The 25,407-nt window shown below is 74.4% G+C and carries 25 protein-coding genes; 14 read left to right on the top strand and 11 right to left on the bottom strand.

The window, feature by feature from the left end; translation table 11 throughout:
• Positions 1-86: 86 nt before the first annotated feature.
• Complete coding sequence (locus QSK00_RS13270; protein ID WP_285591302.1) at positions 87-3,605, top strand: indolepyruvate ferredoxin oxidoreductase family protein; 3,519 nt, start codon at positions 87-89, stop codon at positions 3,603-3,605.
• On the opposite strand, the gene QSK00_RS13275 is transcribed toward QSK00_RS13270, so the two are convergent.
• The 6 genes from QSK00_RS13275 to QSK00_RS13300 form a co-directional block, all read right to left on the bottom strand.
• Positions 3,578-4,900 (bottom strand): carboxylesterase family protein, encoded by a 1,323-nt coding sequence (locus QSK00_RS13275; RefSeq protein ID WP_285591304.1) that lies wholly within the window; start codon positions 4,898-4,900, stop codon positions 3,578-3,580. The two genes, QSK00_RS13270 and QSK00_RS13275, sit on opposite strands and share 28 nt — an antisense overlap.
• Complete coding sequence (locus QSK00_RS13280; protein ID WP_285591306.1) at positions 4,897-5,589, bottom strand: hypothetical protein; 693 nt, start codon at positions 5,587-5,589, stop codon at positions 4,897-4,899. Before QSK00_RS13280 ends, QSK00_RS13275 begins: the two co-directional genes overlap by 4 nt.
• Complete coding sequence (locus QSK00_RS13285; RefSeq protein WP_285591308.1) at positions 5,586-6,080, bottom strand: inorganic diphosphatase; 495 nt, start codon at positions 6,078-6,080, stop codon at positions 5,586-5,588. The genes QSK00_RS13280 and QSK00_RS13285 overlap by 4 nt, the downstream gene beginning before the upstream one ends.
• Positions 6,081-6,155: 75 nt before the next feature.
• The gene (locus QSK00_RS13290) at positions 6,156-7,028 is read right to left on the bottom strand and encodes a patatin-like phospholipase family protein (protein WP_285591310.1); all 873 of its coding nucleotides are present in this window, start codon (positions 7,026-7,028) and stop codon (positions 6,156-6,158) included.
• Positions 7,029-7,041: 13 nt separating this feature from the next.
• Positions 7,042-7,602, bottom strand: coding sequence for a YceI family protein (locus QSK00_RS13295; RefSeq protein ID WP_285591313.1), 561 nt, complete (start codon positions 7,600-7,602; stop codon positions 7,042-7,044).
• 109 nt (positions 7,603-7,711) lie between these two features.
• The gene (locus tag QSK00_RS13300; RefSeq protein ID WP_285591315.1) at positions 7,712-8,134 is read right to left on the bottom strand and encodes a hypothetical protein; all 423 of its coding nucleotides are present in this window, start codon (positions 8,132-8,134) and stop codon (positions 7,712-7,714) included.
• Between the two features lie 204 nt (positions 8,135-8,338).
• Between QSK00_RS13300 and QSK00_RS13305 the strand changes: the two genes are divergently transcribed.
• From QSK00_RS13305 to QSK00_RS13315, 3 genes are all read left to right on the top strand, one after another.
• A complete protein-coding gene (locus QSK00_RS13305) occupies positions 8,339-8,839 on the top strand; it encodes a GNAT family N-acetyltransferase (protein ID WP_352231130.1) in 501 nt (166 codons plus the stop codon).
• Positions 8,797-9,519, top strand: a complete 723-nt coding sequence (locus QSK00_RS13310; RefSeq protein WP_285591317.1) for a hypothetical protein — start codon at positions 8,797-8,799, stop codon at positions 9,517-9,519. Before QSK00_RS13305 ends, QSK00_RS13310 begins: the two co-directional genes overlap by 43 nt.
• Positions 9,520-9,671: 152 nt before the next feature.
• Positions 9,672-9,980 carry a hypothetical protein gene (locus QSK00_RS13315; RefSeq protein ID WP_285591319.1) on the top strand — a complete coding sequence of 103 codons (309 nt, stop codon included), beginning with the start codon at positions 9,672-9,674 and terminating at the stop codon, positions 9,978-9,980.
• Positions 9,981-10,203: 223 nt separating this feature from the next.
• Here QSK00_RS13315 and QSK00_RS13320 read toward each other — a convergent pair whose 3' ends face one another.
• Genes QSK00_RS13320 through QSK00_RS13330 form a run of 3 tightly spaced genes read right to left on the bottom strand, consistent with a single transcriptional unit; the run spans position 10,204 to position 12,124 of the window.
• Positions 10,204-10,749 (bottom strand): SMI1/KNR4 family protein, encoded by a 546-nt coding sequence (locus QSK00_RS13320; RefSeq protein WP_285591321.1) that lies wholly within the window; start codon positions 10,747-10,749, stop codon positions 10,204-10,206.
• Complete coding sequence (locus QSK00_RS13325; protein WP_285591323.1) at positions 10,746-11,057, bottom strand: protealysin inhibitor emfourin; 312 nt, start codon at positions 11,055-11,057, stop codon at positions 10,746-10,748. Before QSK00_RS13325 ends, QSK00_RS13320 begins: the two co-directional genes overlap by 4 nt.
• The gene (locus QSK00_RS13330; RefSeq protein WP_285591325.1) at positions 11,054-12,124 is read right to left on the bottom strand and encodes a M4 family metallopeptidase; all 1,071 of its coding nucleotides are present in this window, start codon (positions 12,122-12,124) and stop codon (positions 11,054-11,056) included. The genes QSK00_RS13325 and QSK00_RS13330 overlap by 4 nt, the downstream gene beginning before the upstream one ends.
• A gap of 150 nt (positions 12,125-12,274) precedes the next feature.
• On the opposite strand from QSK00_RS13330, the gene QSK00_RS13335 reads away from it, so the two are divergent.
• From QSK00_RS13335 to QSK00_RS13365, 7 genes are all read left to right on the top strand, one after another.
• The gene (locus QSK00_RS13335; protein WP_285591327.1) at positions 12,275-13,024 is read left to right on the top strand and encodes a MerR family transcriptional regulator; all 750 of its coding nucleotides are present in this window, start codon (positions 12,275-12,277) and stop codon (positions 13,022-13,024) included.
• Between the two features lie 130 nt (positions 13,025-13,154).
• On the top strand, positions 13,155-14,267 hold the full coding sequence (locus QSK00_RS13340) for a ferredoxin reductase (RefSeq protein ID WP_285591329.1): 1,113 nt from the start codon (positions 13,155-13,157) through the stop codon (positions 14,265-14,267).
• Positions 14,268-14,308: 41 nt separating this feature from the next.
• The gene (locus QSK00_RS13345; protein ID WP_285591331.1) at positions 14,309-15,538 is read left to right on the top strand and encodes a fatty acid desaturase family protein; all 1,230 of its coding nucleotides are present in this window, start codon (positions 14,309-14,311) and stop codon (positions 15,536-15,538) included.
• Complete coding sequence (locus tag QSK00_RS13350) at positions 15,535-17,142, top strand: adenylate/guanylate cyclase domain-containing protein (RefSeq protein WP_285591333.1); 1,608 nt, start codon at positions 15,535-15,537, stop codon at positions 17,140-17,142. The genes QSK00_RS13345 and QSK00_RS13350 overlap by 4 nt, the downstream gene beginning before the upstream one ends.
• Positions 17,143-17,207: 65 nt before the next feature.
• Positions 17,208-18,836 carry an adenylate/guanylate cyclase domain-containing protein gene (locus QSK00_RS13355; protein ID WP_285591335.1) on the top strand — a complete coding sequence of 543 codons (1,629 nt, stop codon included), beginning with the start codon at positions 17,208-17,210 and terminating at the stop codon, positions 18,834-18,836.
• An 11-nt stretch (positions 18,837-18,847) separates the two neighbouring features.
• On the top strand, positions 18,848-20,587 hold the full coding sequence (locus QSK00_RS13360; RefSeq protein WP_285591337.1) for an NAD-binding protein: 1,740 nt from the start codon (positions 18,848-18,850) through the stop codon (positions 20,585-20,587).
• A 5-nt stretch (positions 20,588-20,592) separates the two neighbouring features.
• Complete coding sequence (locus QSK00_RS13365) at positions 20,593-20,898, top strand: antibiotic biosynthesis monooxygenase family protein (protein ID WP_285591339.1); 306 nt, start codon at positions 20,593-20,595, stop codon at positions 20,896-20,898.
• Between the two features lie 62 nt (positions 20,899-20,960).
• On the opposite strand, the gene QSK00_RS13370 is transcribed toward QSK00_RS13365, so the two are convergent.
• On the bottom strand, positions 20,961-21,935 hold the full coding sequence (locus QSK00_RS13370) for an aldo/keto reductase (protein ID WP_285591342.1): 975 nt from the start codon (positions 21,933-21,935) through the stop codon (positions 20,961-20,963).
• 92 nt (positions 21,936-22,027) lie between these two features.
• Here QSK00_RS13370 and QSK00_RS13375 point away from each other — a divergent pair, with 92 nt between their 5' ends.
• Complete coding sequence (locus tag QSK00_RS13375) at positions 22,028-23,203, top strand: glycosyltransferase (RefSeq protein WP_285591344.1); 1,176 nt, start codon at positions 22,028-22,030, stop codon at positions 23,201-23,203.
• Here the strand turns inward: QSK00_RS13375 and QSK00_RS13380 are convergent.
• Complete coding sequence (locus QSK00_RS13380; protein ID WP_285591346.1) at positions 23,188-23,616, bottom strand: CBS domain-containing protein; 429 nt, start codon at positions 23,614-23,616, stop codon at positions 23,188-23,190. The two genes, QSK00_RS13375 and QSK00_RS13380, sit on opposite strands and share 16 nt — an antisense overlap.
• 156 nt (positions 23,617-23,772) lie before the next feature.
• Between QSK00_RS13380 and QSK00_RS13385 the strand changes: the two genes are divergently transcribed.
• Both QSK00_RS13385 and QSK00_RS13390 read left to right on the top strand, forming a co-directional pair.
• On the top strand, positions 23,773-24,660 hold the full coding sequence (locus tag QSK00_RS13385) for a hydroxymethylglutaryl-CoA lyase (protein ID WP_285591348.1): 888 nt from the start codon (positions 23,773-23,775) through the stop codon (positions 24,658-24,660).
• 29 nt (positions 24,661-24,689) lie between these two features.
• Complete coding sequence (locus tag QSK00_RS13390) at positions 24,690-25,364, top strand: class I SAM-dependent DNA methyltransferase (protein ID WP_285591350.1); 675 nt, start codon at positions 24,690-24,692, stop codon at positions 25,362-25,364.
• The last annotated feature ends 43 nt before the right edge of the window (positions 25,365-25,407 follow it).

Consider the following 25,407-nt stretch of genomic DNA (forward strand, 5'->3'; position numbering starts at 1 on the left):
TCGGCCATCCGAGCACCAACACTCGGGCGCTCGCCGTCGGTGAACCCGGCGACGGGTTCCCCCGGTCCCGACCGGAGGTCGCCACCGTGACCCTCGACCTTCCCGCCCGCCCCGTGCCCCGCCCGCCGTCGCCGGCCGACCCCCGGCGGTTCTCCCTGCGCGACCGCTACACCGGGACCGAGGGGACGGTGGCGCTGACCGGCGTCCAGGCCCTGGTGCGGCTGCCGATGGACCAGCGCCGCGCCGACGTCGCGGCCGGGCTGCGCACCGGCGGCTACGTGTCGGGCTACGAGGGCTCGCCGCTCGCGGGCTACGACCTCGAGCTCGCCCGGCAGCGCGACCTCCTCGAGGCCCTCGGCGTGGTGTTCGCTCCCGGGCTGAACGAGGAGATTGCGCTGACCGCCGTCCAGGGCGGTCAGCTCGCCCCGTCGACCGGTGCGCTGCGTGCGGACGTGGCCGACGGCATCACCGGCTACTGGTACGGCAAGGCCCCCGGACTCGACCGTGCCACCGACGCGCTGCGCCACGCCAACCTGTCCGGCACCTCCCGCCACGGCGGCGCCCTGGCGATCGTCGGCGACGACCCGGCGGCGAAGTCCTCGAGCGTCCCGTGCGCCTCCGAGGCCGCGTTCGCCGACATGGCCCTGCCCGTGCTCTACCCCGCCGACGTGCAGGACGTCCTCGACCTCGGCCGGCACGCGGTGGAGCTGTCCCGCGTCTCCGGGCTGTGGGTCGGGTTCAAGATGGTCACGGCGGTCGCGGACGGCTCCGGGACCGCCGTGGTCGCGCCGGACCGGATCCGCCCGGTGGTCCCCGACCTGACGTTCGACGGCCGGGAGTTCCGCCACGAGCCGCACGCGAAGCTCCTCGGCGCGCGTCTCGCCCCGCTCGAGCGCGACCTGCACGCGCGCCGGCTCGTGATCGCGCGCCGCTACGCCGCGGCCAACGGGCTGGACACGATCGTCGGCTCCGGCCCGGCGCGGATCGGGATCGTCGCGGCCGGCAAGAGCTGGCTCGACCTGCGCCAGGCCCTGTCGACCCTCGGGCTCGACGACGGCGAGCTCGCCCGCCGCGGGGTCCGCCTGCTGCGCGTGGGCATGCCCTGGCCGCTCGAGGGCGGCATCGTCGACCGCTTCGCCGACGGGCTCGACGAGGTCGTCGTGGTCGAGGAGAAGCGGGCGTTCCTCGAGACCCAGATCAAGGACCGGCTCTACGGGCGGACCGGGGCGCCCGCGGTGCACGGCAAGCGCGGGCCGGACGGACGCGCCCTGTTCGCCGAGCACGGGGACCTGGACCCGGACGCGGTGGCGAAGGGCCTGGCGACGCGACTCGCCGGCATCCCGGGCGTCGAGGCGTGGGCCGAGACCCGCCGTCGGGAACGGACCCGCATCGACCTCCCGCTCGCGGGCGCGACCCGCAACCCGTACTTCTGCTCCGGCTGCCCGCACAACTCCTCGACGACCTCGGCGCCGGAGGGCTCGCTGGTCGGTGCCGGCATCGGCTGCCACACGATGGTGATGCTGATGCCGGAGGCGCAGGTCGGCGCCGTCACCGGCATCACGCAGATGGGCGGCGAGGGCGCGCACTGGCTCGGCACGGAGCCGTTCGCCGACCCGGCGAAGGCCTCGCACTGGGTGCAGAACATGGGCGACGGCACGTTCCACCACTCCGGCAGCCTCATGGTCCGCGCGGCCGTCGCGGCGGGCGCCCACGTGACCTTCCGGCTGCTGCGCAACGGGGCGGCGGCGATGACCGGCGGGCAGGACGCGGTCGGCGAGCTGTCGATGCCGCAGCTGGTCCGGGTGCTGCTCGACGAGGGCGTCGCGCGGGTCGTCGTGACGACGGAGGACGTGGCCCGCTACCGCCGGGTGAAGCTCGCGAAGGGCGTGCAGGTCTGGGACCGCTCCCGCATCGACGAGGCCCAGGAGCTGCTGGCCGGCACGCCCGGGGTCACCGTGCTGATCCACGACCAGGAGTGCGCGGCGCAGAAGCGGCGCAAGCGCAAGCGGGGGACGTCGACCGACCCGACCACGCGCGTCGTCATCAACGAGCGCGTGTGCGAGGGCTGCGGCGACTGCGGGCAGACCTCGAACTGCCTGTCGGTCACCCCGGTCGACACCGAGTTCGGGCGCAAGACCCGCATCCACCAGGCGTCGTGCAACAAGGACTACTCCTGCCTGGACGGCGACTGCCCGGCCTTCACCGTCGTCGAGCCCGGTGGCGACCGGCCGACCGCGGCCGTGACGCCGCTGGACGCAGAGGCGTTGCCCGAGCCGCGGCGGACCGTTCCCGACGACGCCGTGGTCCGGCTGGCGGGCATCGGCGGCACCGGCGTCACCACGATCGCGCAGGTGCTCGCGGCCGCCGCACGGATCGCCGGGCGACCCACGCGCGGCCTCGACCAGACGGGCCTCGCGCAGAAGGGCGGCGCCGTCGTCTCCGACGTCAAGCTCGGCGACGGCGAGCTGGCCGGGCGCGCGGCCGAGGGCGAGTGCGACCTCTACCTCGGGGCCGACCTGCTCGTCGCGGCCGACCCGGCGTACCTGAAGGCCGCCTCGCCGTCGCGCACGGTCGGGGTCGTCTCCAGCGCGAAGATCCCGACCGGCGACCAGGTGGTCGACCCGACGGTGACCTATCCGCCGGTGGACGCGGTGCTCGGCCGGATCCGGAGCGCCGTGCGGACCGACGTCGGCGCGGTGCTCGACGCGCGGGCGCTGGCCGAGTCGCTGTTCGGCGACGACCAGTTCGCGCTGTCGCTGCTGCTCGGCGCCGCGTACCAGCTCGGGGCGCTGCCGCTCCCGGCGGCCGCGGTGGAGGCGGCGTTCGAACTCAACGGGGCTGCCGTGGAGAAGAACGTCCAGGCGTTCCGGCGGGGCCGGCAGTCGGTGGCGGACCCGGACGCGTTCGGGGCGGTGGTCGACGCGGTGACCCGTCCGGTGCCGGACGGTGTGCCCGGCTTGACGACGGCGGGTGCTCGTGCGGCGGCCGAGATCGTCGCCTCCGTGGGTGCACCGGACGGTTCGGACCTCGCGCGGCTCGTCGGGATCCGGGTGCCGGAGCTCGTGGCCTACCAGGACGCGGCGTACGCGCGGTCGTACGCCGAGGTCGTCGCCGGTCTCGTGCACGGGCCGGCCGCGCTCGCCGAGGCGGTGGCCGTCGGGCTGCACAAGCTGATGGCCTACAAGGACGAGTACGAGGTCGCCCGGCTCTCGCTGGACCCGGCGTTCAGCGCGTCGGTCCGGGCGGAGTTCGGCGCCGACGCCCTGATCTCGTGGAAGCTGCACCCGCCGTCGCTGCGGGCGATGGGGCTGCGGCACAAGCTCACGCTCGGCCCGTGGTTCCGGCCCGCGTACGCCTCGCTGCGGGCGATGCGCCGGCTGCGGGGGACCCCGCTCGACCCGTTCGGGCGCGCCGAGGTCCGCCGGGTGGAGCGCGAGCTCGTGGCCGAGTACCGCGCGCTCGTGCCGCGCCTGGCGGAGATGGCGGCGGCCGGCGAGGTGGACCGGGCCGTCACGATCGCGGCCCTGCCCGACCTGGTCCGCGGCTACGAGGACGTGAAGCTGGCCAACGTCGCCCGCTACCGGGAGGCGCTCGCCGCCTCGTGAACGAAGGCGCACCACCGGGCCCGCATCGCCCGGCCCAGCGGCTCGACGTCGTCGTCCCAGGAGGCCCCGGCCAGCATCGGGGCCTCCTGCCACGCCGCGCGGCCGCCGAAGAGGAACGGCAGCTCGATCGCGTGGCAGGCCCCGAGTCCGGAGTCCGGCGCCGACCAGGTGAAGCGGTAGGTGCTGACGGTGGTGCCGACCGCGGCCGCCCGGACCGCGAGTGCCCGGGCGGGCGCGGTGAAGACGCGGTGCGTGGCCAGGCGGGACCCGAGGCCGACGAGCGTCGGGAACCGTCGTCCGAGGCGTCGCAGCCCCGGCGCGATGTGGATGAACGTGTTCGCCTCGTCGGCCGTGGTCCCGATGATCATCGGGTGGCCGGAGTGGGCGGCGGCCACCCACGGGTCGGCGGCGGCCACCCCGACCAGCGGGGCGACGCCCGCGACGGGGGTGAACGCCGGGGCGGAGTTGATCCCGCCGGGTCCGGCGTGCCGGACCATCGCCCGGCGCTGGGCCTCGAGGAGGTCCGCGATCGGCACGGTGCGCGGGTCGGCCCCGTCGAGGGCGTCGCGGACGTACCCGGCGACCCGGGCCGCCGTGCGCTCCGTGCCGAGGCCCAGCCCGAGCTGCCCGGACTGCAGGACCACCCGGGAGAACAGCGGCCGCAGCGACGGGGCGCTCATCAGGCAGGCGATGGCGTGGGCGCCGGCCGACTCGCCGACCAGCGTGACCGCGTCCGGGTCGCCGCCGAACGCCCCGATGTGCTCGTGGATCCAGCGCAGCGCGGCCGCGAGGTCGGCGAGGCCGAGGTTGCCGTCCGACACCCCGGGCAGGCGCAGCCACCCGAGGATGCCGAGTCGGTAGCCGACGCTCACCGTGACGACGCGTCCCTCGCGCACGAGGCGGGCGGTGTCGTACCAGGCGAGGTCCACGCCGCCGATGACGTAGGCGCCGCCGTGGATCCACACGAGGACCGGCAGGCGCTCGTCGGGCCCGAGATCGTCGGGGGCGCGCACGGTGAGGCGCAGGCAGTCCTCGTCCTGACCGAGCTCGTCGGCGTTCGACGGGCCGGCGATCGCGTCCATCCGCGACGCGAGCTGCGGGCACTGCGGCCCGGGCGTGCGGGCGTCGCGGGTGTCGGTCCAGGCCGCCTCCGGCTCGGGGTCACCGAAGCGCTCCGCGCGGGCGAAGCGCAGCCCGAGGAACTCGACGACACCGCCGTCGGGATGGACGCGGCCGCGGACCGCCCCGGACGGGGTCCGGACGACGGGGGCGTCGGCGCCGGTCGTGACCGTCACCGCGGGGCGTCCCGCTGCGCGCGGTCGTCACGGTCGTCACGGTCGCCGCCGCCGTCGCCGCCGCCGTGGTCGCCGCCGTGGTCGTCGCTGTGGCCACCGCTGCGGTCCTCGGGACGGTCGCCGGCAGCGGGGCGCTCGTCGTCGTGGTCGTCGGCCTCGATCACCTGGGTGTCGTCCTCCCGGGCGCGGGACTCCCGCTCCCACTCGTCCTGGCGGCGGCGCTGGTAGGCCGTCTCCTCGTCGTCGTACCCGGTGCCGTCGTCCTGCTCGGAGGGGGAGGGCTCGTAGTCGACGTACTCGGTGTACTCCGCGTCGACGATGTCGTCGTGCCCGCCCGTCGACATGACGCGGGTCGCCTGTTCGCGGTCCGGGTCGGGCGGGGCGCCGTCGTCGTCGACCGGCTCGTCGTCGGGCTCGAGGTCGGACGGGTCGTCGTCGAGGTCGCCGGGGTCGGAGCGCCAGCTGCGCTCGTCCTCCTCGAGCCGCTCCCGGGCGCGCTGGCCCGCGTAGAGCCCGCCGCCCGCGAGGACGCAGAGCAGACCGAACACCGCGATCCCCACCGAGCGCATGAGCACGGCGGTGATGAGCGCGACGACGCCGAAGCCCGCCCAGACGATCCCGATGACGACGAGCTTGGGGCGGGGGCCGTCCTGGCGGGGGGTCCCGAACAGGCCCCCGTCGGTCGTCACGTGGTGAAGCCCTCCCGCTTCGCGCGGTCCACGGAGGCCTGGACCTCCTTCTCGGCCGCGGCACGGCCGACCCACTCGTGGCCCTCGACGGACTTGTCGGGCTCCAGCGCCTTGTAGACCTCGAAGAAGTGCTGGATCTCCATGCGGTGGTACTGGTCGAGGTGGTGGATGTCGCGCAGGTGCTCCAGACGCGGGTCGTCCACCGGCACGCACAGCACCTTGTCGTCGCCGCCGGCCTCGTCGGTCATGCGGAACATGCCGATGGCACGGCTGCGGACGAGGCAGCCGGGGAAGGTCGGCTCCTGGACCAGGACGAGGGCGTCGAGCGGGTCGCCGTCCTGTCCGAGTGTGTTCTCGATGAAGCCGTAGTCCGCCGGGTACTGCGTGGCGGTGAAGAGCGTCCGGTCGAGCCGGATCTTGCCGGACTCGTGGTCCAGCTCGTACTTGTTGCGGCTGCCCCGAGGCACCTCGACGAAGACGTCGAAATCCACGACCTGCCCCTCTCGGTCACCGACGGTGGGTGGTCAGTGTGGCGTGTGTGATCCGCCCGGGCCACCCCGGGCGGATCAGGCCCGTCCCTCTCCGATCGACCGGCCGAGCCGGTACCCCAGATCGGCCGACGCCGGCCGTCCGGCGGGATCGAGCGCGGCCCGGCCGGGACCAGCCAGGTAGTCCTCGTCGGGCCCGACGACGACGACCTCCGCGCCGCCCGCGCGGAGCTCCGCGAGCTCGTCGTCGAGCGGGCGCGCCCCGGCGCCGCCGGTCGCGGGGAACGGGACGAGGACCACGACGCGGTCGTGCCCGGCCGCGAGGGTGGCGTGGCAGAGCGACGCGATCCCGCCGTCCATGAACAGCCGGTCGCCGATCGGGACCACCGGCCACACGCCGGGCACCGCACAGCTGGCGGCGACGGCGTCGTCCAGGGCGACGCCCGCCGCGGCGTCGAGGACGACGAGCTCGCCGGAGCGGGCGTCGACGGCGGTGACCCGCAGCGGGGTGGAGGGCCAGTCGTGCACCGGCAGGCGGGCGGCCACGGTGGCGCGGCGCTCGTCCGAGACCGAACGGTCGACGCCGAGGGCCAGCTCGCCCACGGCGCGGCGGGCTTCCAGCGGGTCCGTCGTCGTGGTCGCGGTCAGCTGCTCGAACAGCGCGTCGAGGTCGACGTCGCGCGGCAGCTCGGTGGTCGAGGGGGCGTGCTGGGCGGCGAGGGCGTCGGCGAGGTCCCAGCCGGGGCCGCTGTCGGCGGCCGCGGCCACGAGCGTGCCGACCACCGAGCCGGCGGAGGTCCCGACGACGAGCGCGGGCGCGTCGAGCGCCGCGGCGAGCGGGCCCCCGACGGCCCGCAGCCCGGCCAGGACCCCGATCTCCCAGGCGATGCCGGTGACTCCACCGCCGCCGAGGACCAGGGCCGTCCGACCGGGCTGCTGCGCCGCGCTCATGGACGCGTGTCTATCAGGCCTGCTTGATGGCCGAGATGTCGAACTCGAGGCCGACCTTGTCGCTCACGAGCACGCCACCGGTCTCCAGGGCGGCGTTGAAGGTGATCCCGTAGTCCTTGCGGTTGATCGTGGTCGAGCCCTCGAAGCCGGCCCGCTCGTTGCCGAACGGGTCCTTCGCGACCCCGTTCTGCTCGAAGTCGATGGTGATCGAGTTCGTGACGTCGCGGATCGTCAGGTCCCCGGTGATGCGCCAGACGTCGTCACCGGCCTTCTCGACGGCGGTCGAGCGGAACGTGATCTCCGGGTAGACCTCGACGTTGAGGAAGTCCCCGCTCTTGACGTGGCCGTCGCGCTGCTCCTGGCTGGAGTCGAAGCTGGCGGCGGCGATGACGATCTCGGTGGTGGACGCGGCCGGGTCGGCCTCGTCGATGACGGCGGTGCCGCGGAACTCCCCGAACTGACCCCGCACCTTCGTGACCATGGCGTGGCGGGCGGTGAAGCCGATCCGGCTGTGGGCCGGGTCGATCTGGTAGGAGCCGCCGAGGGTGAGCTGCGGGGTGGTGGTCTCGGTCATCGTGTTCTCCAGACACTTGAAGCATCAACTGATAGGCCAGAGCCTAGCACTTACGCTTCAAGTTTCAAGTGTCGGGGTGTGGTGTGGGCCTCGTGGCCCCACCGGGGGATCAGGCGGCTGCGCTCTCGGGGTCGCCGACCTCGACGGCGCCGGACCACCGCGACTGCAGGCGGGTGGCGAACGCGGGCGCGCCGGCCCCGAGCACCCGCACGACCAGGCGGTCGCCGGCGAGCCCCGTCGCGCTCGCGGCGAAGCGGGCGACCGCCTCGACGTCCCAGGCGCGGGCGCGGATCGGCACGATCACGCGCACCCGGGTGGTGGCGAGCAGCACGGCGAGGGCCTGCGCGGTGGCCGGCCAGTGACGCGGCGCCGGGGCGCCCGCGCCCGCGGCGGGCACGAGGACCGCGGCGGCACCGGCGCGCTCGGCCTCGCGGGCCTCGTCGAGCATCGCGTCGAGGTCGCGGCTGCCGCCGGAGGGGTCGACCAGGCCGTGGTGCACGGGGTCGAGGGTGACGGTCGCGGGGGTGGTCACGCTGACGGTGGACATGACGGATGAGGCCCTTCGAGGGAGTGGTCGCGGAGCGGGATCGGCGACGTCGGAGGCGACGTCAGGTGCCCGGGCGACAGAACTCGTCGAAGGCGTCGAGGCGGCGGCTCGGCCAGAACCGCTCCAGATCCTCGGTGCCCACGCGCTTTTCCTACACCGTGGACGACCCTCGGTGCCACCCTCGGTGTGGTGATCCACCACGCCCGCCTCGACGACATGACCCCGCGCGACCTCCACGACGTGCTCGCCCTGCGCGTCGCGGTGTTCGTGGTCGAGCAGGAGTGCGCCTATCCCGAGATCGACGGCCGCGACCCCGAGGCCGAGCACTGGTGGTCGCGCTCGGCCGACGGGGCGCTCACCGCCTGCCTGCGCGTCCTGTCCGAGCCGGACGGGACGACCCGCATCGGCCGCGTCGTCTCGGCGCCCGCGGTCCGCGGGACCGGCGCCGGCGCCGAGCTGTTCGCGGCCGCGTTGGAGACGCTGTCCGGACCGGTGGTGCTCGGGGCGCAGGTCCGCTCGCAGGGGTTCTACGCACGCTTCGGCTTCGCCGTGTCGGGCCCGGGCTACGACGAGGACGGCATCCCGCACGTGCCGATGCTCAGGAAGGGCTCAGCCGACCCACAGGCGACGGGCGGATCGTCGGCGACGTGCTCGCCTTCCTGCTCTTCGTCCTCGTCGTCGGGGGACTGATCGCGCTCGCCGTCGGCCGTCGCCCCGGGCGCTCGGTCGCCGCCGCCGACACCGCGGACCTCGAGGCCGAGGCCCGCCGCTGGTACGACCGGCTCGGCGGGCAGGTCCTCGCGCTGACCGGCACCGACGAGCCGTCGCGCCAGGCCCTCGCCGACGCCGCCGAGCGCTACACCGCCGCCGGCTCCCAGCTCGGTTCGGCCACGACTCCCGGGCAGTGGCGGCTCGTCACCGACACCGCACTCGAGGGGCTGCACTTCGTCCGCGCCGCCCGCACCGCCATGGGGATGGACCCGGGCCCCGACTTGCCCTCGAGCACCGACCGCGCCCGGGCCGGGGAACTCACGGGCGAGCGCACCGTCGACGTCGGCGGTCGTGCTGTCACCGGCTCGCCGGACCCGTCCGCGCGCAACGCCCACTACTACCCGGGCGGCAGTGTCGCCGGCCGCCCGGTCGCGGCGGGCTGGTACTCCGAGCCGTGGTGGAAGCCGATGCTGCTCGGCGGGGCCGGCGCGGTCGGGGGTGTGCTGCTGGCCGACGCGCTGTTCTCGGGGTTCGGCGGCGGCTTCGGGGGCGGGTTCGGGGGCGTTCCCGACGGCGGGTGGGGTGATCCCGGGCTCGGCGGGGGCTTCGACGGGGCCTTCGACGGCTTCGGCGGGGGCCTCGACGGCGATCTCTGGTGAACCTCGCGCTGAGGTGCGGCTGACCGGCGCTTGACCGGCAGCCGAGGCCCGCCCGAGGCTTCGGGTAGGCGATTTCGGAGAGTGATTACGGGGCTACTTTCCGCGGTCGTCCGGACGGGCTGGCCGTCCGGCGTCGGGGAGAGGAGCTCGTCATGGCGAGCACGTTCCGCAGGATCACCGTCGCGGCCGGCCTCGTGGCCGCCGCCTCCGTGGGCGCCGTCGGCGTCGCGAACGCCGCGCCGGTGGCGCCCGCGCCGCACGGTGGCACGACCACCGCGCCCGCCACGCCGACCACGCCGGGGGCGCACGGCACGAAGGCGCACGGCACGAAGGCGCACGGGGTGAAGGCCACGAAGGCGCACGGGGTGACGGCCACGAAGGCGCACGCGACGAAGGCCGGGGCGAAGCACGCCGCCCTCGGCACGCCGGCCGCGCACCACGGGGTCACGACCAAGCACTGATCCCGGCCGCTCCTCGACGCCTCGTCGCGGGCAGTTCCCGTCCCTCCGCCGTCCTGTCGTGGTGAATCAGAACGACAGGGCGCCGGGGGAGGGTCGGGTCCCCGCGACGAGGCGGCGCGGAGGAGCCGGCCTCCCGGTCCCGGCAGGCCCGCGTCGAGCGTGGCCCGCTGCTGACGTCAGGTGTCAGCGGTGGGCCACGGCCGACCTCGGGGCCGGCGCCACCTCACCGCAGCCCGGGCGCGTCCCAGACCACGGCACCGTCCCGGTCGGACCCGGGCCCCTCGAGCTCCGCGACCGAGAGCAGGCCGAGGTAGTCGACGATCCCGTCCGCGAGCACCCCGGAGCCCGACCCCACCACCCGGCCCTGCTCGTCGAGGAGGAGCAGGCCGCCGGCGGCCCCCGCGGCCAGGGGCCACCGGTCCTCGCCCTCCCGGGCCCGCCACAGCTCGACCGCCGCGTCGAGGGAGCAGAACCGCCGGGCGGGGAACAGGACCGGGCCGCCGACCTCCGCCGGGTCCGCCTGGCCGTCGGTCGAGGCGTAGAGCGCGCGCACCGGGTCGGGCAGCGCGCGGCCCACCGTCTGCTCCGCGGCCGCGATCGCGCTCGGCGCGGCGCCGGGGCGCAGGACCGGGACCGGGTCCCACCCGCGGACGCGCAGCACCCCGAGCCAGCGGGTCCAGGCCACGCGCAGCTCGTCGTCGCCGACCGCCGACCGGGGCCGGGCGCTCCCGCGCGGCCGGCTCGACAGGGGCTGTCGCCCGTCGGTCACCGCCCGGTCTCCCGCCGGCCCGCCGGCTCGTCGTCGACGAAGCGCAGCAGCGCGTCCATGCCCTCCGGGGCGGTGCCCTGGACGAAGCGGACGCCGTGCGAGGAGCCGTCGTCGGCGTCCACCGTGACCTCGTAGGAGAAGCCGTCGCGCACCGCCGGGGCGACCGGCCCCGGGCGTTCGCGGAAGGAACAGCCCTCGACGACCGCGCGCAGGGCCTCGGTGCGGGTGTCGTCCAGGTCGGCGGCGTCGACGGTCGTGGTCGTGACCATCCCGGCGATCCCGCCCGCCCGCACCACGGTGACCTTCACCGTGGGTCCGGGGTCGGGACGACCTTCACCGCGTCCCAGCCGCCGCGGACCGCGTCGTGCTCGCGGGAGCCGTCGCCGTAGCGCTCCCCGGCGGCCGCGATGGTGGCCGCCGCGGCGTCCGCGAACTGCGCGTTCGCCCGCAGCCGCTCGGTGAGCACCGTGTACCAGACCGGCCCGACCGTCTCCCAGGCGTTGCCGCCGAGCGTGCGCGCGGCCTCCGCGAAGGCGCGGTTGGGGATGCCGGAGTTGATGTGCACGCCGCCCGAGTCGTTGCGCGGGTCGTCGTCGACCGGCAGGTCCCGGTAGGAGTCCATGTCGGCGGGCTGGTCGTCGCCGGTGTACGCGGTGCCCGGGGCCAGCATGCTGCGCAGGGCCTTGCCGAGCGAGGGCTCCAGCGCGCCCTCGCCGATCAACCAGTCCGACGTCGCCGCGTCGATGCCGCCCGCCCGCTGCTTGACGAGGATCCCGAACACGTCGGAGAACGACTCGTTCAGCGCCCCGCTCTGCGCCTCGTACACGAGGTTGGCGGTGTACTGCGTGACCCCGTGGGTGAGCTCGTGGGCGATGACGTCCAGGGAGCGGGTGAGGGCGCCCGCCACGAAGGTGCCGCCCCCGCCGTCGCCGTAGACCATCTGCTCGCCGGTCCAGAAGGCGTTGTCGTAGCGCTGCCCGAAGTGCACCGACGAGACGAGGTCCAGCCCGCGGCCGTCGATCGACTCGCGGCCGAGGACGTCGCGGTAGAAGGCGACGGTGGTCGCGGCGTTGTCGTAGGCCTCGTTGACCGCCGTGTCCGACGACGGCGGATCGCCGTCCGTCCGGACCTGCCGGCCCGGCAGGGCCGACTCCTCGCCGCCCTCGACGTCGAACACCGTGTTCGCGGTGACCCCGGGGCGGTCCGGTGGCACGGCCGCGCCCTGCTCGCGCAGCGCCCGTGCCACCGCGATCCGGCGGCCCCGCAGCCGCTCGGAGACCCGCTGCGTCTCCCGTGCCGCCTCGCGGGCGGCCTCCGACCCGGACTCGGCCAGACGGAGCAGCAGGGACGGGGGCGCGATCGCGCACAGGTGCATGGCCCGCAATGTGGCACACCCGGGGCGGGCGCAGCGACGGGCGGACGGGTGGGCTCCGACGACGGAACACCGCTGATCAGGGCACCTCTACGCGGTACCGGGCGTAACACGAACCGATCCCCCCGGTCCGGGCCCGTAGCGTGGGAGATCGTGGTGGGCTCCTCGGCCGACTGGACGATCGACCGTCTGGCGGCCCACGCCGGGATGACGGTGCGCAACGTCCGCGCGCACGCCGCCCGCGGTCTGCTGCCCCCGCCCCGCATGCAGGGACGGACGGGCTTCTACGGCTCCGACCACCTGGCGCGGCTGGACCTCATCACCCACCTGCAGGCCGAGGGCTTCTCGCTCGCCGCGATCGAGCGGCTCGTCGAGGCCACGCCCAGCCAGTCCGCCGAGCGCGCGCTCTCGCAGTACCTCGAGATGCTCACCCCCTGGCGGGCCGAGCCGCCGGTGGACCTCTCCCGCGAGGAGTTCACCTCCTGGCTCGGCGGGGAGCCGGCCTCCTTCGGCGCGCTGGTCGACGCCGGGATGGTCGAGGAGCTCCCCGAGGGCCGCATCCGCGTGCACAGCCCGGAGATGGTCCGGGCCGGTGTCGAGGCGGCCGCCCTCGGGCTCCCGGTCGAGGCGCTGCTGCGCACGCGGGAACGGGTGCTCGCCCACCTCGACGAGGTCGCGGACGGCTTCGTCGACCTCTTCCGCAGCACGGTCTGGCAGGAGTTCGTCGCGGCCGGGCTCCCGGCCGAGCAGCTCGAGGGCGTGCGGCACGCCGTCGCGAACCTGCAGCCGATCGCGGCCCGCACCGTGATGTCCGCGTTCCGCGAGACGATGCCGCGCGCGGTGGGCGAACTGGTCCGGGAGGCCTCGCAGGTCCTCGAGGACGGCGGCAGCGAGCCGATGTGACATCCCGGGATGTCATATGACACCCCGGCATGTTTTGATCTGGCTCACACCGGACATCCACGCGCCACGCTCCCCTCTCACCCGGGAAGATGCGTACGAGGGTGTTCTCAGTGGCGATACGGAGGCGAACGTGAACGAGGCGTCGGCCAAGCTCCCCCGTCCGGTCCAGCGGCTCCGCTCCGCTGCGTCACGGTTCACGACGCCGCTGCTCCCGGACGACTACCTGACGCTGCTCAACCCGCTGTGGTCCGCGCGGGAGCTGCGGGGCAAGGTCGTCAAGGTCGTGCAGGAGACCGAGGACGCCGCGACGCTGGTGATCAAGCCGGGCTGGGGCTGGTCGTTCGACCACCAGGCCGGCCAGTACGTCGGGATCGCCGTGCAGGTCGACGGGCGGTTCCACTGGCGCTCCTACTCCCTCACCTCGCCGCCCAAGCGCGACGCGGGCCACCTCTCGGTCACGGTCAAGGCGCAGCCCGAGGGCTTCCTGTCCCAGCACCTGGTGCGCGGCGTCGCCCCGGGCACGATCGTCCGGCTGGCCCCGCCGCAGGGCGACTTCGTCCTCCCCGACCCGCCGCCCGCGAAGATCCTGTTCCTGACGGCGGGGTCGGGCATCACGCCGATCATGGCGTTCCTCCGGACGCTGGACCGACGCCGGACGATGCCCGACGTCGTGGTCGTGCACTCCGCGCCCGACCCCGAGCACTTCCTGTTCTCCGACGAGCTCGACGAGCTCGAGGGGCGCCACGAGAGCCTCACCGTGATCCGGCGGCACACCCGCGACGACGGCCACCTCGACCTCGACGCGCTGCACGAGGTCTGCGCGGACTGGGCCGAGCGGGCCGCGTGGGTGTGCGGGCCGAACGAGATGCTCGACGACGCCGAGCGGGTCTGGGCCGACGCCGGCATCGAGGACCACCTGCACGTCGAGCGCTTCTCGGCCAACCTCGCGGGCGGCGAGGCCGAGGGCGGCACCGTCACGTTCTCGAACTCCGACGCGGAGATCGAGATCGACGGGGCGACGACGCTGCTGGAGGCCGGCGAGCAGGCCGGGCTGCAGCTGCCCTTCGGGTGCCGCATGGGCATCTGCCACACCTGTGTGGTCCCGCTGCGCTCCGGCGTGGTGCGCGACCTGCGCGACGGCACCGAGCACCGGGCCGACGGCTCCGGCGGCGAGAGCTGGGACGCCGTGAAGATCCAGACCTGCGTGACCGCGGCGGCCGGCGACTGCGTCGTCGATGCCTGACGCTGCCTGACCAGATCCCCGAAGATCGAGAGAGGACCGTCGTGGCCATCCGGGACGTCAAGGAGTTCGCCCACCTCACCGAGGCCGACGTCGAGGCGTTGGGTCGGGAGTTCGACCAGATCCGCGCCGACATCGAGGAGTCGCGCGGCGACCACGACGCGGCGTACATCCGGCGCCTGATCACCGTGCAGCGGCGGCTCAACGTCGCCGCCCGCGTGATGATGTTCGGCAGCCACCGCCGCGAGCTGTGGTGGGCGGGGGCGGTCACGCTCGGCGTGGCGAAGATCCTCGAGAACATGGAGATCGGCCACAACGTCATGCACGGCGAGTGGGACTGGATGAACGATCCGGAGATCCACTCGTCGACGTGGGAGTGGGACAACGTCTGCCCCGCCGACCAGTGGAAGCACTCCCACAACTACCTGCACCACACGTACACCAACGTGATCGGCAAGGACAAGGACGTCGGCTACGAGATCCTCCGTGTCCGCTCCGACCAGCCGTGGCACCCGTACTACCTGACGCAGCCCGTGGTGAACGCGCTGCTCATGACGTTCTTCGAGTACGGCGTCTCGCTGCACGACCTCGACATCGACGGCCTGGTCAAGCAGCGGATCGAGAACCCCGAGGAGTTCAAGCAGAAGTTCCTCGACATCCTGCGCAAGCAGGCCCGCCAGGTCGGCAAGGACTACGTCCTCTTCCCGGCCCTGACCGGCCCGAACTTCGCGTCGACGGCGTCGGCCAACTTCGCCGCCAACATCATCCGCAACGTCTGGTCGTACGCGATCATCTTCTGCGGACACTTCCCGGACGGCGCCGAGGTGTTCACCGAGGAGGAGCTGGAGAACGAGACGCAGGGCGAGTGGTACCTGCGCCAGCTGCTCGGCTCGGCCAACTTCACCGGCAGCCGCCTCATGCACATCATGTCGGGCTCGCTCGGCTACCAGATCGAGCACCACCTCTACCCGGACCTGCCGTCGAACCGCTACCCGGAGATCCAGACGCGGGTGAAGGCGCTCTGCGAGAAGTACGAGCTGCCCTACACCACCGGCTCGTTCCCGCGGCAGTTCTGGCAGGCCACCCGGTCGATCTGGCGGCTGTCGCTGCCGGCGAAGAAGATCCGGGAGGCCAACGAGCGGCGCATCGACCGCGGCCTCCCCCGCCAGTACGGCAAGGTCTCGCCCGGCGGCGCGGAGAACGCCTCGGTCGCGCCGGCGCCGTCGTCGACGCCCGGTCACCCGACCTCGGTGTCCCCGGCCGGCGGGTCGTGACCGCCGCCGGGCCCGGCCCGGCACACCGCGACCTGCAACGACGCACCAGGGTCGTCCTCGGTGTCTTCGTCGTGGTCGCCAACGTCGTGGGCGCGGCGGTGGTGCTCACCCTGGCGGGGTGGGTGCTGCCGACGCGGTCGCTCGTGGACGACGTCGCGGGAGCGATCACCGCGAACGTCGTGCTCTTCGCCGTCTACCTCGTCGTCGCGGTGACGGTCGGGGTGGTCTGGGGGATCGTCTGGAGCCGTGTCCCGCGCCTTCCCGACGGCGGGGCGTCCCCGTCCGGGTGGGTCCGGCACCGCCGGGCGACCCGACGGGTCGTCCTGCGGGTGCCGACCCGGCTCGCCGTCGTCCAGGCGGTGCCGTGGGCGGTCGCGGTCGTGCTGTTCGCGGGGATGAACGCGGTGTGGTCGCTGCGTCTGGCCCTCGTCGTGGGGTGCGTGGTGGCGCTCGGGGGGCTCGCCACGGTCGCGGTGGCCTTCCGGCTCTCCGAGCTCGCCCTGCGCCGCGAGGTCGCGCGGGTGCTCGCGCACGAACCGCCCAGCGGCTACCGCCTGTCCGGCGTCGGCATCCGGTCGGTGGGCGGGTGGGTGCTCGGTACGGGCGTCCCGGTGCTCGGGGTCGCGCTCGTCGCGGCGACGAGCCTGCTCGTGCCCGAGCAGTACACGGTGCGCGCGCTCGGCCTCGCCGTGCTCGTGCTCTCGGTGATCGCCCTGGTCGTCGGCTTCGGGCTCAACGCCCTGACCGCCGCCTCGATCGCCGGGCCGGTGGTCGCGGTGCGCCGGGCCCTCGGCCGGGTGGAGCGCGGTGACCTCGACGTCACGGTCCCGGTCACCGACGCCACCGAGCTCGGCCTGCTGCAGGCCGGGTTCAACACGATGGCCGGCGGTCTGCGCGAGCGCGACCGCATCCGCGCCCTGTTCGGCCGGCACGTCGGCGAGGAGGTGGCGCGCGCCGCGATGGAGGGCGAGCTGGAGCTCGGCGGGGAGGTGCGGGAGGTCGCCGTGCTGTTCGTCGACCTGATCGGCTCCACCCGGATGGCCGTCGACCGCCCGCCGACCGAGGTCGTGGAGCTGCTCAACACCTTCTTCGCCGAGGTCGTCGACGTCGTCGAGGCCCACCGCGGCTGGATCAACAAGTTCGAGGGCGACGCGGCGCTGGCCGTGTTCGGGTCGCCGAGCGACCTCGACGATCCGGCGGGCTGCGCGCTCGCGGCCGCCCGGGACCTCGCGGTCCGGCTCGACGCGCTCGACACCGTGTCGGCCGGCATCGGGGTGTCCGCGGGCCCGGCCGTCGCGGGCAACATCGGCGACGCCCGCCGCTACGAGTACACCGTGATCGGCGACCCGGTGAACGAGGCCGCCCGGCTGACCGACCTGGCCAAGACCGTGCCCGGCTGCGTCGCGGCGTCGGGGGCGGCCCTCGCCCGCGCGGGCGACGACGAGCGCGCCCGCTGGCAGGTGGTGGGGCTGGCCCAGCTGCGCGGCCGCCACGAGGAGACCGAGTATTCCGCGCCGACGGACCGCCTCGGGGCCGAGCCGTGCGAACCGGAGGCGACCACACCTGACGTCGGGAACGGGAGGACGTTCTCCGCGCAGGCCTGACCCGGTCGGGTCGATCCGACCACAGATGGTCCCCGTGCCGCCCGAACGTCGCTACGTTCGGTGACATGCAGGACGAGACACGGGAGGTCCCGCACCAGGTCGCGCGATCGACCAAGGTGCTGGTGGGCGCCCTGATCGTCGTGTCCAACGTCGTCGGCGCCCTCATCCTCGTCGGACTGGGCGCCTGGGTGCTGCCCTTCCGGGCGCTGGTGACCGACGAGACGGCCGCCCTGCGCACCAACCTCGTCCTCCTGGCGGTGTACGCCCCGCTGGCCGGCCTGGGGGCGTTCGCGTTCGGCTGGGCCTGGCTGCGCGTGCCCGAGCCGCCGGGCCCGACGCCGAGCGAGGCGGAGCTCGCCTGCCACCGGCAGCGGGCACGGCGCGTGGTGCTGCGGGCGCCGGTGCGGCTCGCCGTCGTGCAGGCCGTGCCCTGGACCATCGGCGTGGCGCTGTTCGCGGTGGTCGACGCGACCTGGTCGCGGACGCTCGCCCTGGCCGTGGCCTGCATGATCGCGCTGGGCGGCATCGCGACGGTCACGGTCGCCTACCGCTTCTCGGAACTGGTCATGCGCCGTGAGGTCGCGCGGGTGTTCGTCCACGAGCCGCCGTCGGAGAAGGGCCTGCCGGGAGTGGCGGTGCGCTCGCTCGGCGCGTGGGTGATGGGCACCGGGGTGCCGCTGCTCGGCGTCGTGATCGCGGCCGGGACCTCGCTGGTCTACGCCGACTACTTCACCGTGCAGCGGCTCGGGCTGGTCGTCCTCGTGCTCGCGCTGGTCTCGCTGTCGGTGGGTTTCCTGGTCACCGTGCTGTCGTCGACCTCGATCGTCGCGTCGGTGACCGCGGTGCGCCGCGCGCTGCGCCGCGTCGAGCAGGGTGACCTCGAGACCCGGGTCCAGGTCTCCGACACCACCGAGCTCGGGCTGCTGCAGTCGGGCTTCAACACGATGGTCGCGGGCCTGCGCGAGCGGGACCGGGTGCGCGAACTGTTCGGGCGGCAGGTCGGGGAGGACGTGGCCGAGGCCGCGCTGGCGGGCGACGTCGAGCTCGGCGGGGAGGTGCGGGAGGTCGCGGTGCTCTTCGTCGACCTCGTCGGCTCCACCGCGCTGGCCGCCAACCGGCCCCCGACGGAGGTCGTCGCGCGGCTCAACGTCTTCTTCGCCGAGGTGGTCGACGCCGTGGAACGCCACGGCGGCTGGGTCAACAAGTTCGAGGGCGACGCCGCGCTCGCCGTGTTCGGGGCTCCCCAGCACGTGGACGACCCGGCCGCCCGGGCCCTGGCCGCCGCGCGCGAGCTCGCCGACCGGCTCGAACGCTGCGGTGCCCACGCCGGGATCGGCGTGTCCGCCGGGGAGGCCGTCGCGGGGCACGTCGGCGACGCCCGCCGCTACGAGTACACCGTCATCGGCGACCCGGTGAACGAGGCGGCGCGGCTGTGCGACCTCGCCAAGCGCAGCCGCCGCTGGGGCGAGGGCGGCGACGCGGCCTGGCGCGGGGTGGCCGCCTCCGGTGCGGCCCTGGAGCGGGCGGGCGACGCCGAGGCGCGGCGCTGGCTCGTGATCGGCTCCGAGCGGCTGCGGGGACGGGCCGCGGACACGGCGGTGGCGGTCCCGCGTGACCGGTACGTCACGTCGTCGGTCGAGCCCGGCGAGGCCGTCGAGTCCGTCGGGGCCACGAACGAGGTCACGCGCCGTTAAGGTCACCGCTCGTGACGACGGTGGGGGCGGCACCGTCCGGGCGAACGCGCTCGGGCACCCGGACGGAGCGCTTCGTCATCTGCGGGGAGAACCTGCTCACCCTCCGGATCGTGGAGGCGCTGCAACGCCAACGGGGTGACGGCACCGAGATCGTCGTCGTGGTCGCCGACCGGGCCGGCCGCTACGTCGACCGCATCGCCGCCGCCCCGGGCGTGCGCGTGGTCGAGGGCGGCCGCTCCGACGACGACCGGACCCTGCTCGCCGCCGGGGTGCGCGGCGCCACCGCGGTCGCGCTGGTCGACCGCGAGGACGTCACCAACATCCACCGGGCGCTGCGGGTGCAGGAGATCGACCCGTCGGTCCGGCTCGTGGTGCGCCTGTTCAACACCCGCCTCGGCGCCCGGATCGAGGGGATCCTGCCGACCGCGACCGTGCTCTCGGTCTCCGAGACCGCCGCGCCGTCGTTCGTCGCGCAGGCGATCGGACGGAACACCCGGCAGCACGTGCGCCTGGCGGACCGCACGTTCGTGGTGGCGGGACGCCGCGAGGTGGGGGACGAGACGGTCCTGTGCGGGCTCGCCGCGAACTCGCAGACGGGCGCCGCGGGCGGACCGCGGCTGCTGCCCGACGAGGGCCAGGACCCGGCCGACTACGTGCTCGCCCTCGCCGTCTCCCGGGCGCGGGTCACCGACCAGCTCAGCCGCCCGCGCACCGAGCGGCTCCGCAACCTCCTCGACCGCGTCGTGGCCCGGGTCCGGGGCACCCTCACCCGTCGGCTGGCGCGCGCCACGCTGGCCCTGATCCTGCTCTTCGTCGCCGGGACCATCGCCTTCGCGACGGCGGGGGGCTACTCCCTCGGCGACGCCATCTACCTCGCCGTGCTCGACTCGGCGGGTGCCGCGCAGCCGGACACGCAGGCGAGCGTGGCGGTCCGCGTGATCCAGGCCTTCGTCACCGTCGTGGGCATCGCGATCATCCCGCTCGTGACGGCGGTGGTGGTGGAGAGCGCCGTCAGCGCGCGCACCACCGGCGGGACGACGCGGCGGATGCCGCGCCGCGACCACGTGGTGGTCGTGGGGCTGGGCAACGTCGGGCTGCGCATCGTGACGACCCTGCGGGAGCGGGGGGTCCCCGTCGTCGGGGTGGAGCGCGAGGACGACACCGCCGGGGCGGCCGCCGCCGCCCGGGCGGGGGTGCCGGTCGTGTTCGGCGACGCCACGCGGGAGCGGGTGCTGCGGGAGGCCGGCGCCGAGGGGGCCCGCGCCCTGGTGGCCGTGACCAGCGACGACGCCACCAACCTGCAGGCCGCGCTGGTGGCCCGGTCGGTCCAGCGGGCGGTCCGGGTGGTGCTGCGGCTGCGCGACGACGACCTCGCCGCCCGCGTGGAGCGCAGCATGGACGCGATCTCACGCAGCGTCTCCTACGTCGCGGCGCCGGTGTTCGCGGCGGCCCTGCGGGACGGCCAGGTGCTCGCCACCATCCCGGTCGGGCGCCGCATCCTGCTCATGGCCGAGGTGACGGTGGGGCGGGCGTCCCTGATGACGGGCCTGCCGGTCGCGGTGCTCGTGGAGGCCGGGCAGGTCCGCGTGGTCGGCGTGTTCCGCGGCGCCGGGCCCGACGCCGTGCTGGAGATGCCGCCACGGCCGCACCGGGGGCTCAAGGTCGGCGACCGGCTGCTCGTCGTCGCCACCCGCGGCGGACTCGGGACGGTGCTGGAACGCTGCGCGCCACGGTCCGTCGTCGCAGGATGACGACCATGATCCGCAACGTGGTGGTCGGTGTGGTGTCCGACGGCGTGAGCGCCGAACAGGTCGAGGAGGCGCTGCAGGCGCTGCGCGACCTCCGCGTCGAGGGTCTGGAGTTCGACCTGCTCGCCGGGCAGGACCGCGGGCTGCGTCCGGGCAACGCCTCCTACTGCCTCACCGTCGACTTCCCGGACGACGAGGCCTACCGCGTCTACGACGCCGACGAGGAGCACAACCGCATCCGCCGGGAGCTGTTCGCGCCGATCTCGACGGAGATCCGCCGCATCCAGTTCGCGCTGCCCGGCCACGCCACCTGACGCGTGAGGGGAACCCTGGAGCGCTCTTATGGCCCGAGGGTTCCCCTCACGCAGGGGGTGGGTCAGGCCACGCCCTCCGGGGAGGCACCGGAGACCTGCACGCCGTCGGCGGTGATCTTCTCGATCTCGGCCACGTCCTCGTTCGACAGCTCGACGTCGACCGCGGCGAGCGAGCGCTCGATGTTGCGGTCGGAGCGGGCGCCGACGATCGCGACGTCGATCCCCTCCTGCGCGAGCACCCACGCGATCGCGAGCTGCGAGACCTCGACGCCCTTGTCGGCGGCGAACGACTTCAGTCGCTCGATCACGGCGAGGTTCTTCTCGAACTTCTCGCCCTGGAACGCCGAGGCCTGGGAGCGCCAGTCGGAGTCCTCGAACGTCGTCGACGAGTCCATCGTCCCGGTCAGCAGCCCGGAGCCGAGCGGCGAGTAGACGAGCGTGCCGATGTCGTTCTCGCGGACGTACGGGAGGATCTTCTCCTCGATGCCGCGGCGGAACAGGTGGTACGGCGGCTGCAGGGTCTCGACGGGGCGGCGCCGGTCGAACGCGGCCATCTGCTGCTCGTCGAAGTTCGACACCCCGACGTGGCGGATCTTGCCCTCGTCCACCAGCTCCTGCAGGTAGCCGGCGGTGTCCTCGAACGGCGTCTCCGTGTCGGGCCAGTGGATCTGGTAGAGGTCGATGTGGTCGATCTTCATCGCCTTCAGGCTGGACTCGACCCCGGAGCGCAGGTACTCGCGGCTGGAGTCGCGGGCCTTGTCGCCGCCCGGGTTGATCCCGCCCTTGGTGGCGATGACCACGGAGTCGCGGTTCGAGTCGAGCTCGCTGCGCAGGGCGTTGGCGAGCACCTCCTCGGCCTCGCCGAACCCGTAGGCCTGCGCGGTGTCGAAGAAGTTCACGCCGAGATCGAGGGCGTGGCGGATCGCGCGCTGCGCCTGGTCCGCGTCGTAGGAGCCCCACTCCCCGGACACCTGCCACGTCCCGAACGCGATCCGGGACACCTCGAGCTCCGTCTTGCCGAGCCTGGTCGTCTTCATACCGACGGCTACCCCGGCCCCGGCGCCGTGATTCGGGGACGTATCGGGCAGGGTCTCCCCGGCCCCGGCGATCTTCGGCACAGTGTCGGGACGTGCGCATCCTCGTGGCCGCCCTGGGCTCGCCCGGGCACGCCTTCCCGCTCGTCCCGCTCTCGGTCGCCCTGCACGACGCCGGGCACGACGTCACCTTCGCCACCGGTCCCGACGTCGAGCCGACGATCGCGACGACCGGCGTGCCCACGCTCGCCGTCGGGCGGCCGATGTTCGACGTCTTCCGCGAGGTGATGGCGGCCCGGGGGATGACGGGGCCGCCGACCTCGACGCAGGGCACCCGGGAGATCGCCGGCGAGGTGTTCGGCGCCGCCATGCCGCGGCTGTTCGCCCCGGCCCTGCGCGACCACCTGGCCGAGCACCCCGCGGACCTGGTGATCGCCGAGACCGGCGCGCCCGGGGCCGCACTCGCCGCCCGTGCGACCGGGACCCCGTGCGTGCTGCACTCCTTCGGGCGCCGTCCCGTGCCGATCGCGCCCTTCGCGGTGCGGGTCCGCGAGCCGCTGGCGCGGGTGGCCGCGGAGGTCGGGATCGAGGTGGCCGTCGACCGGCCCCTCGCGCACGCCTACCTCGACGTCTGCCCGCCGTCGATGCAGGACCCGGAGACCGCCGACGTGCTGGCGGGCCTGACCGAGCTGCCCCTGCGGCCGACGGGATGGAACCCGCCGACCTCCTTCGTCGCCCGCCGCCGGCCCGGCACCCGGTGGGTGCTGCTCACGCTCGGCACCGCGTTCGGCGACGCGGGTGTGCTGCGGGCCGCCGTCGAGGGTCTCGCCGCGGCCGACCTCGACGTCCTGGTCGCCACCGGGTCGGTCGACGCGGGGGAGCTGGCCGACCTCGACCGCGACGGCGTCCAGGTCGAGCCGTTCGTGCCGCAGGCCGAGCTGCTCCGCAGCGACGACCCGCCCGCCGTCGTCGTCCACCACGGCGGCAGCGGCACCACGCTCTCCTGCGCGGGCGCCGGGGTGCCGCAGCTGTTCCTGCCGCAGGGCGCCGACCAGTTCTTCAACGCCGCGGCCGTGGTGCGGATCGGTGCCGGCCGGCAGCTCCTCGGCCCCGAGGCGACCCCACCGGCCGTCGGGACGGCCGTGCGGGAGCTGCTCGACGACGGCCCCGAGCGGGCCTCCGCCCGCGCGCTGGCGGCGGAGGTGGCCGCGATCCCGTCCCCGGACGACGTCGCCGCCCGGGTGGAGGACTGGGCTCAGCCCGCGATGTAGGCCTCGAGCTGGCGGCGGTGGTCCTCGAGCATGTCGAGCCGGGTCTTGACGACGTCGCCGATGCTGACGATGCCCGCCAGCGTCCCGTCCTCGATGACCGGCAGGTGGCGGATGCGGCGCTCCGTCATCACCGCGCCGAGCGCGTCGACCTCGTCGTCGGGGCCGCAGGTGGTGACCGGAGCGGTCATGATCGACCCCACGGAGTCGGTGAGGACGGCCCGGCCGCGGTGGTGCAGGTGCCGGACGACGTCGCGTTCGGAGACCATCCCGACCACGCCGCCCTCGCCGTCGACGACCACCGCGGCTCCGACGCCGCGGGCGGCGAGAGCGGCGAGCAGGCTGGGCACCGGGGTGCTCCGCTCGACCGTGAGGACCCCGGCGGGCTTGGCGTTCAGGACGTCCCGGATGCGCATCGTCGACTCCCTCGTCCGGCGAATGGTGTGACGACGATCGCATGTCCGGTCTGCGTCGGAAAGGCTCCCGACGGGGGTTCCGGGACGATCTCCGGGTCACTCTGCGACGGCTAGGGTCGAGCCGTCGGCCGACGGACCAGGAGGGACGCACACGACATGGTCGGAATCGTGGAGGTCAGCCCACGCGACGGGCTGCAGAACGAGAAGACCCTGCTCGAGACCGACGCGAAGGTCGAGCTGATCTCCCAGGCGATCGCCGCGGGGGCGACGCGGATCGAGTCGTGCTCGTTCGTGCACCCGAAGCTCGTGCCCGCGATGGCCGACGCCGAGGCCGTGATGGAGCGGGTGCCGCGGCCCGAGGGCGTCTCGCACATCGGGCTCGTGCTCAACCGGCGGGGCTTCGACCGCGCGGTCGCGGCCGGGGTCGACGAGATCAACGTCGTGGTCCCGGCGTCCGACACCTTCTCGAAGCGCAACCAGAACTCGACCACCGACGCGCTCACCGCCGTGGCCGAGGAGGTCTGCGCCGAGGCGGCGTCGACGGGCCTGTTCGCGACGGTCACGATCGCCACGTCGTTCGGCTGCCCGTTCGAGGGCGAGGTCGACCCGGACCGCGTGGTCGAGGTGGCGCGCCGGTCGGCGGCGGCGGGTGCGAAGGAGATCGCGATCGCCGACACGATCGGCGTCGGCGTGCCCACCCAGGTGCGGACCCTGCTCGACGGCGTGCGCTCGGTGGCGCCCGACGTGATCATCCGCGCGCACTTCCACAACACCCGCAACACCGGCTTCGCGAACGCGGTCGCGGCGTACGAGTGGGGCGTGGACTGGCTCGACTCGTCCAACGGCGGCGTCGGCGGCTGCCCGTTCGCGCCCGCGGCGACCGGCAACATCGCCACCGAGGACCTCGTCTACCTGCTCGAGCGCATGGGTGTGCCCACCGGGCTCGACCTGGACAGGCTCATCCCCATCGCCGGCTTCCTGTCCGACCAGCTCGGCTACCGGGTGCCCGCGCTGCTGCCGCGGGCGGGGACGTTCCCCGGGTAGGACCGCGCTCCGTCGGGAAGGATGGCGGCATGTCCGAGACCCCGGCCGACACCGCCGCCGCGCCCGATCCGCTCGACACGAACACCGCCGGCAGCGCCTGGCTGCAGCGGGCCTACACCCTCACCGGGCCCGACGACGCCCGCGACCTCTACGACGAGTGGGCGTCGACCTACGACGAGGAGCTCACCGGCGCGTCGCAGGGCTACGTGGGCCCGGAGCTCGCCGCCCGGACGGTCGTGGCGCAGGCGGGCGTCGACGGGGAGATCCTCGACGCCGGGTGCGGCACCGGCCTGGTGGGGATCGCCCTGGCCGCGGCGGGCGCGAAGGACATCGACGGCGTCGACCTGTCGCCGGGGATGCTGGCGCGGGCGAAGGCGACCGGGGTGTACCGACGCCTGGCCCCCGCGGACCTGTCCCGGGCCCTGCCGAGCCCGGCCGACTCCTACGACGTGGTGGTCTGCGTCGGGACCCTCACCCACGGGCACGTGGGGCCGGGTGCGTTCGGCGAGTTCGTCCGGCTGACCCGGCCGGGCGGGACGATCGTCGCGACCGTGCTCGACGACATCTGGGACTCCGGCGGCTACCGCGCCGAGGTCGACCGGCTCGCGCAGATGGCGATGGTCGAGGTCGTCTCCACCGACGTGGTCGACTACCGCCGCGCCGCCGATGTCGGCGCCCGGATGGTGGTGCTGCGGGTGGCGTAGTCCCCGGAACGAGCGAACGGCACTCTCGCAGCATCTACGTGCG

This window comes from Actinomycetospora sp. NBRC 106378 (genome assembly GCF_030269685.1).
Lineage (GTDB): Bacteria > Actinomycetota > Actinomycetes > Mycobacteriales > Pseudonocardiaceae > Actinomycetospora.

Bases quoted from the DNA above. Each gene is read 5' to 3' on its own strand.
- QSK00_RS13290 (WP_285591310.1), bottom strand. From the start codon at position 7,028: ATGAGCGCGGCGCAGCAGCCCGGTCGGACGGCCCTGGTCCTCGGCGGC.
- QSK00_RS13295 (WP_285591313.1), bottom strand. From the start codon at position 7,602: ATGACCGAGACCACCACCCCGCAGCTCACCCTCGGCGGCTCCTACCAG.
- QSK00_RS13315 (WP_285591319.1), top strand. From the start codon at position 9,672: ATGGCGAGCACGTTCCGCAGGATCACCGTCGCGGCCGGCCTCGTGGCC.
- QSK00_RS13330 (WP_285591325.1), bottom strand. From the start codon at position 12,124: ATGCACCTGTGCGCGATCGCGCCCCCGTCCCTGCTGCTCCGTCTGGCC.
- QSK00_RS13355 (WP_285591335.1), top strand. From the start codon at position 17,208: ATGCAGGACGAGACACGGGAGGTCCCGCACCAGGTCGCGCGATCGACC.
- QSK00_RS13365 (WP_285591339.1), top strand. From the start codon at position 20,593: ATGATCCGCAACGTGGTGGTCGGTGTGGTGTCCGACGGCGTGAGCGCC.
- QSK00_RS13370 (WP_285591342.1), bottom strand. From the start codon at position 21,935: ATGAAGACGACCAGGCTCGGCAAGACGGAGCTCGAGGTGTCCCGGATC.
- QSK00_RS13380 (WP_285591346.1), bottom strand. From the start codon at position 23,616: ATGCGCATCCGGGACGTCCTGAACGCCAAGCCCGCCGGGGTCCTCACG.
- QSK00_RS13385 (WP_285591348.1), top strand. From the start codon at position 23,773: ATGGTCGGAATCGTGGAGGTCAGCCCACGCGACGGGCTGCAGAACGAG.
- QSK00_RS13390 (WP_285591350.1), top strand. From the start codon at position 24,690: ATGTCCGAGACCCCGGCCGACACCGCCGCCGCGCCCGATCCGCTCGAC.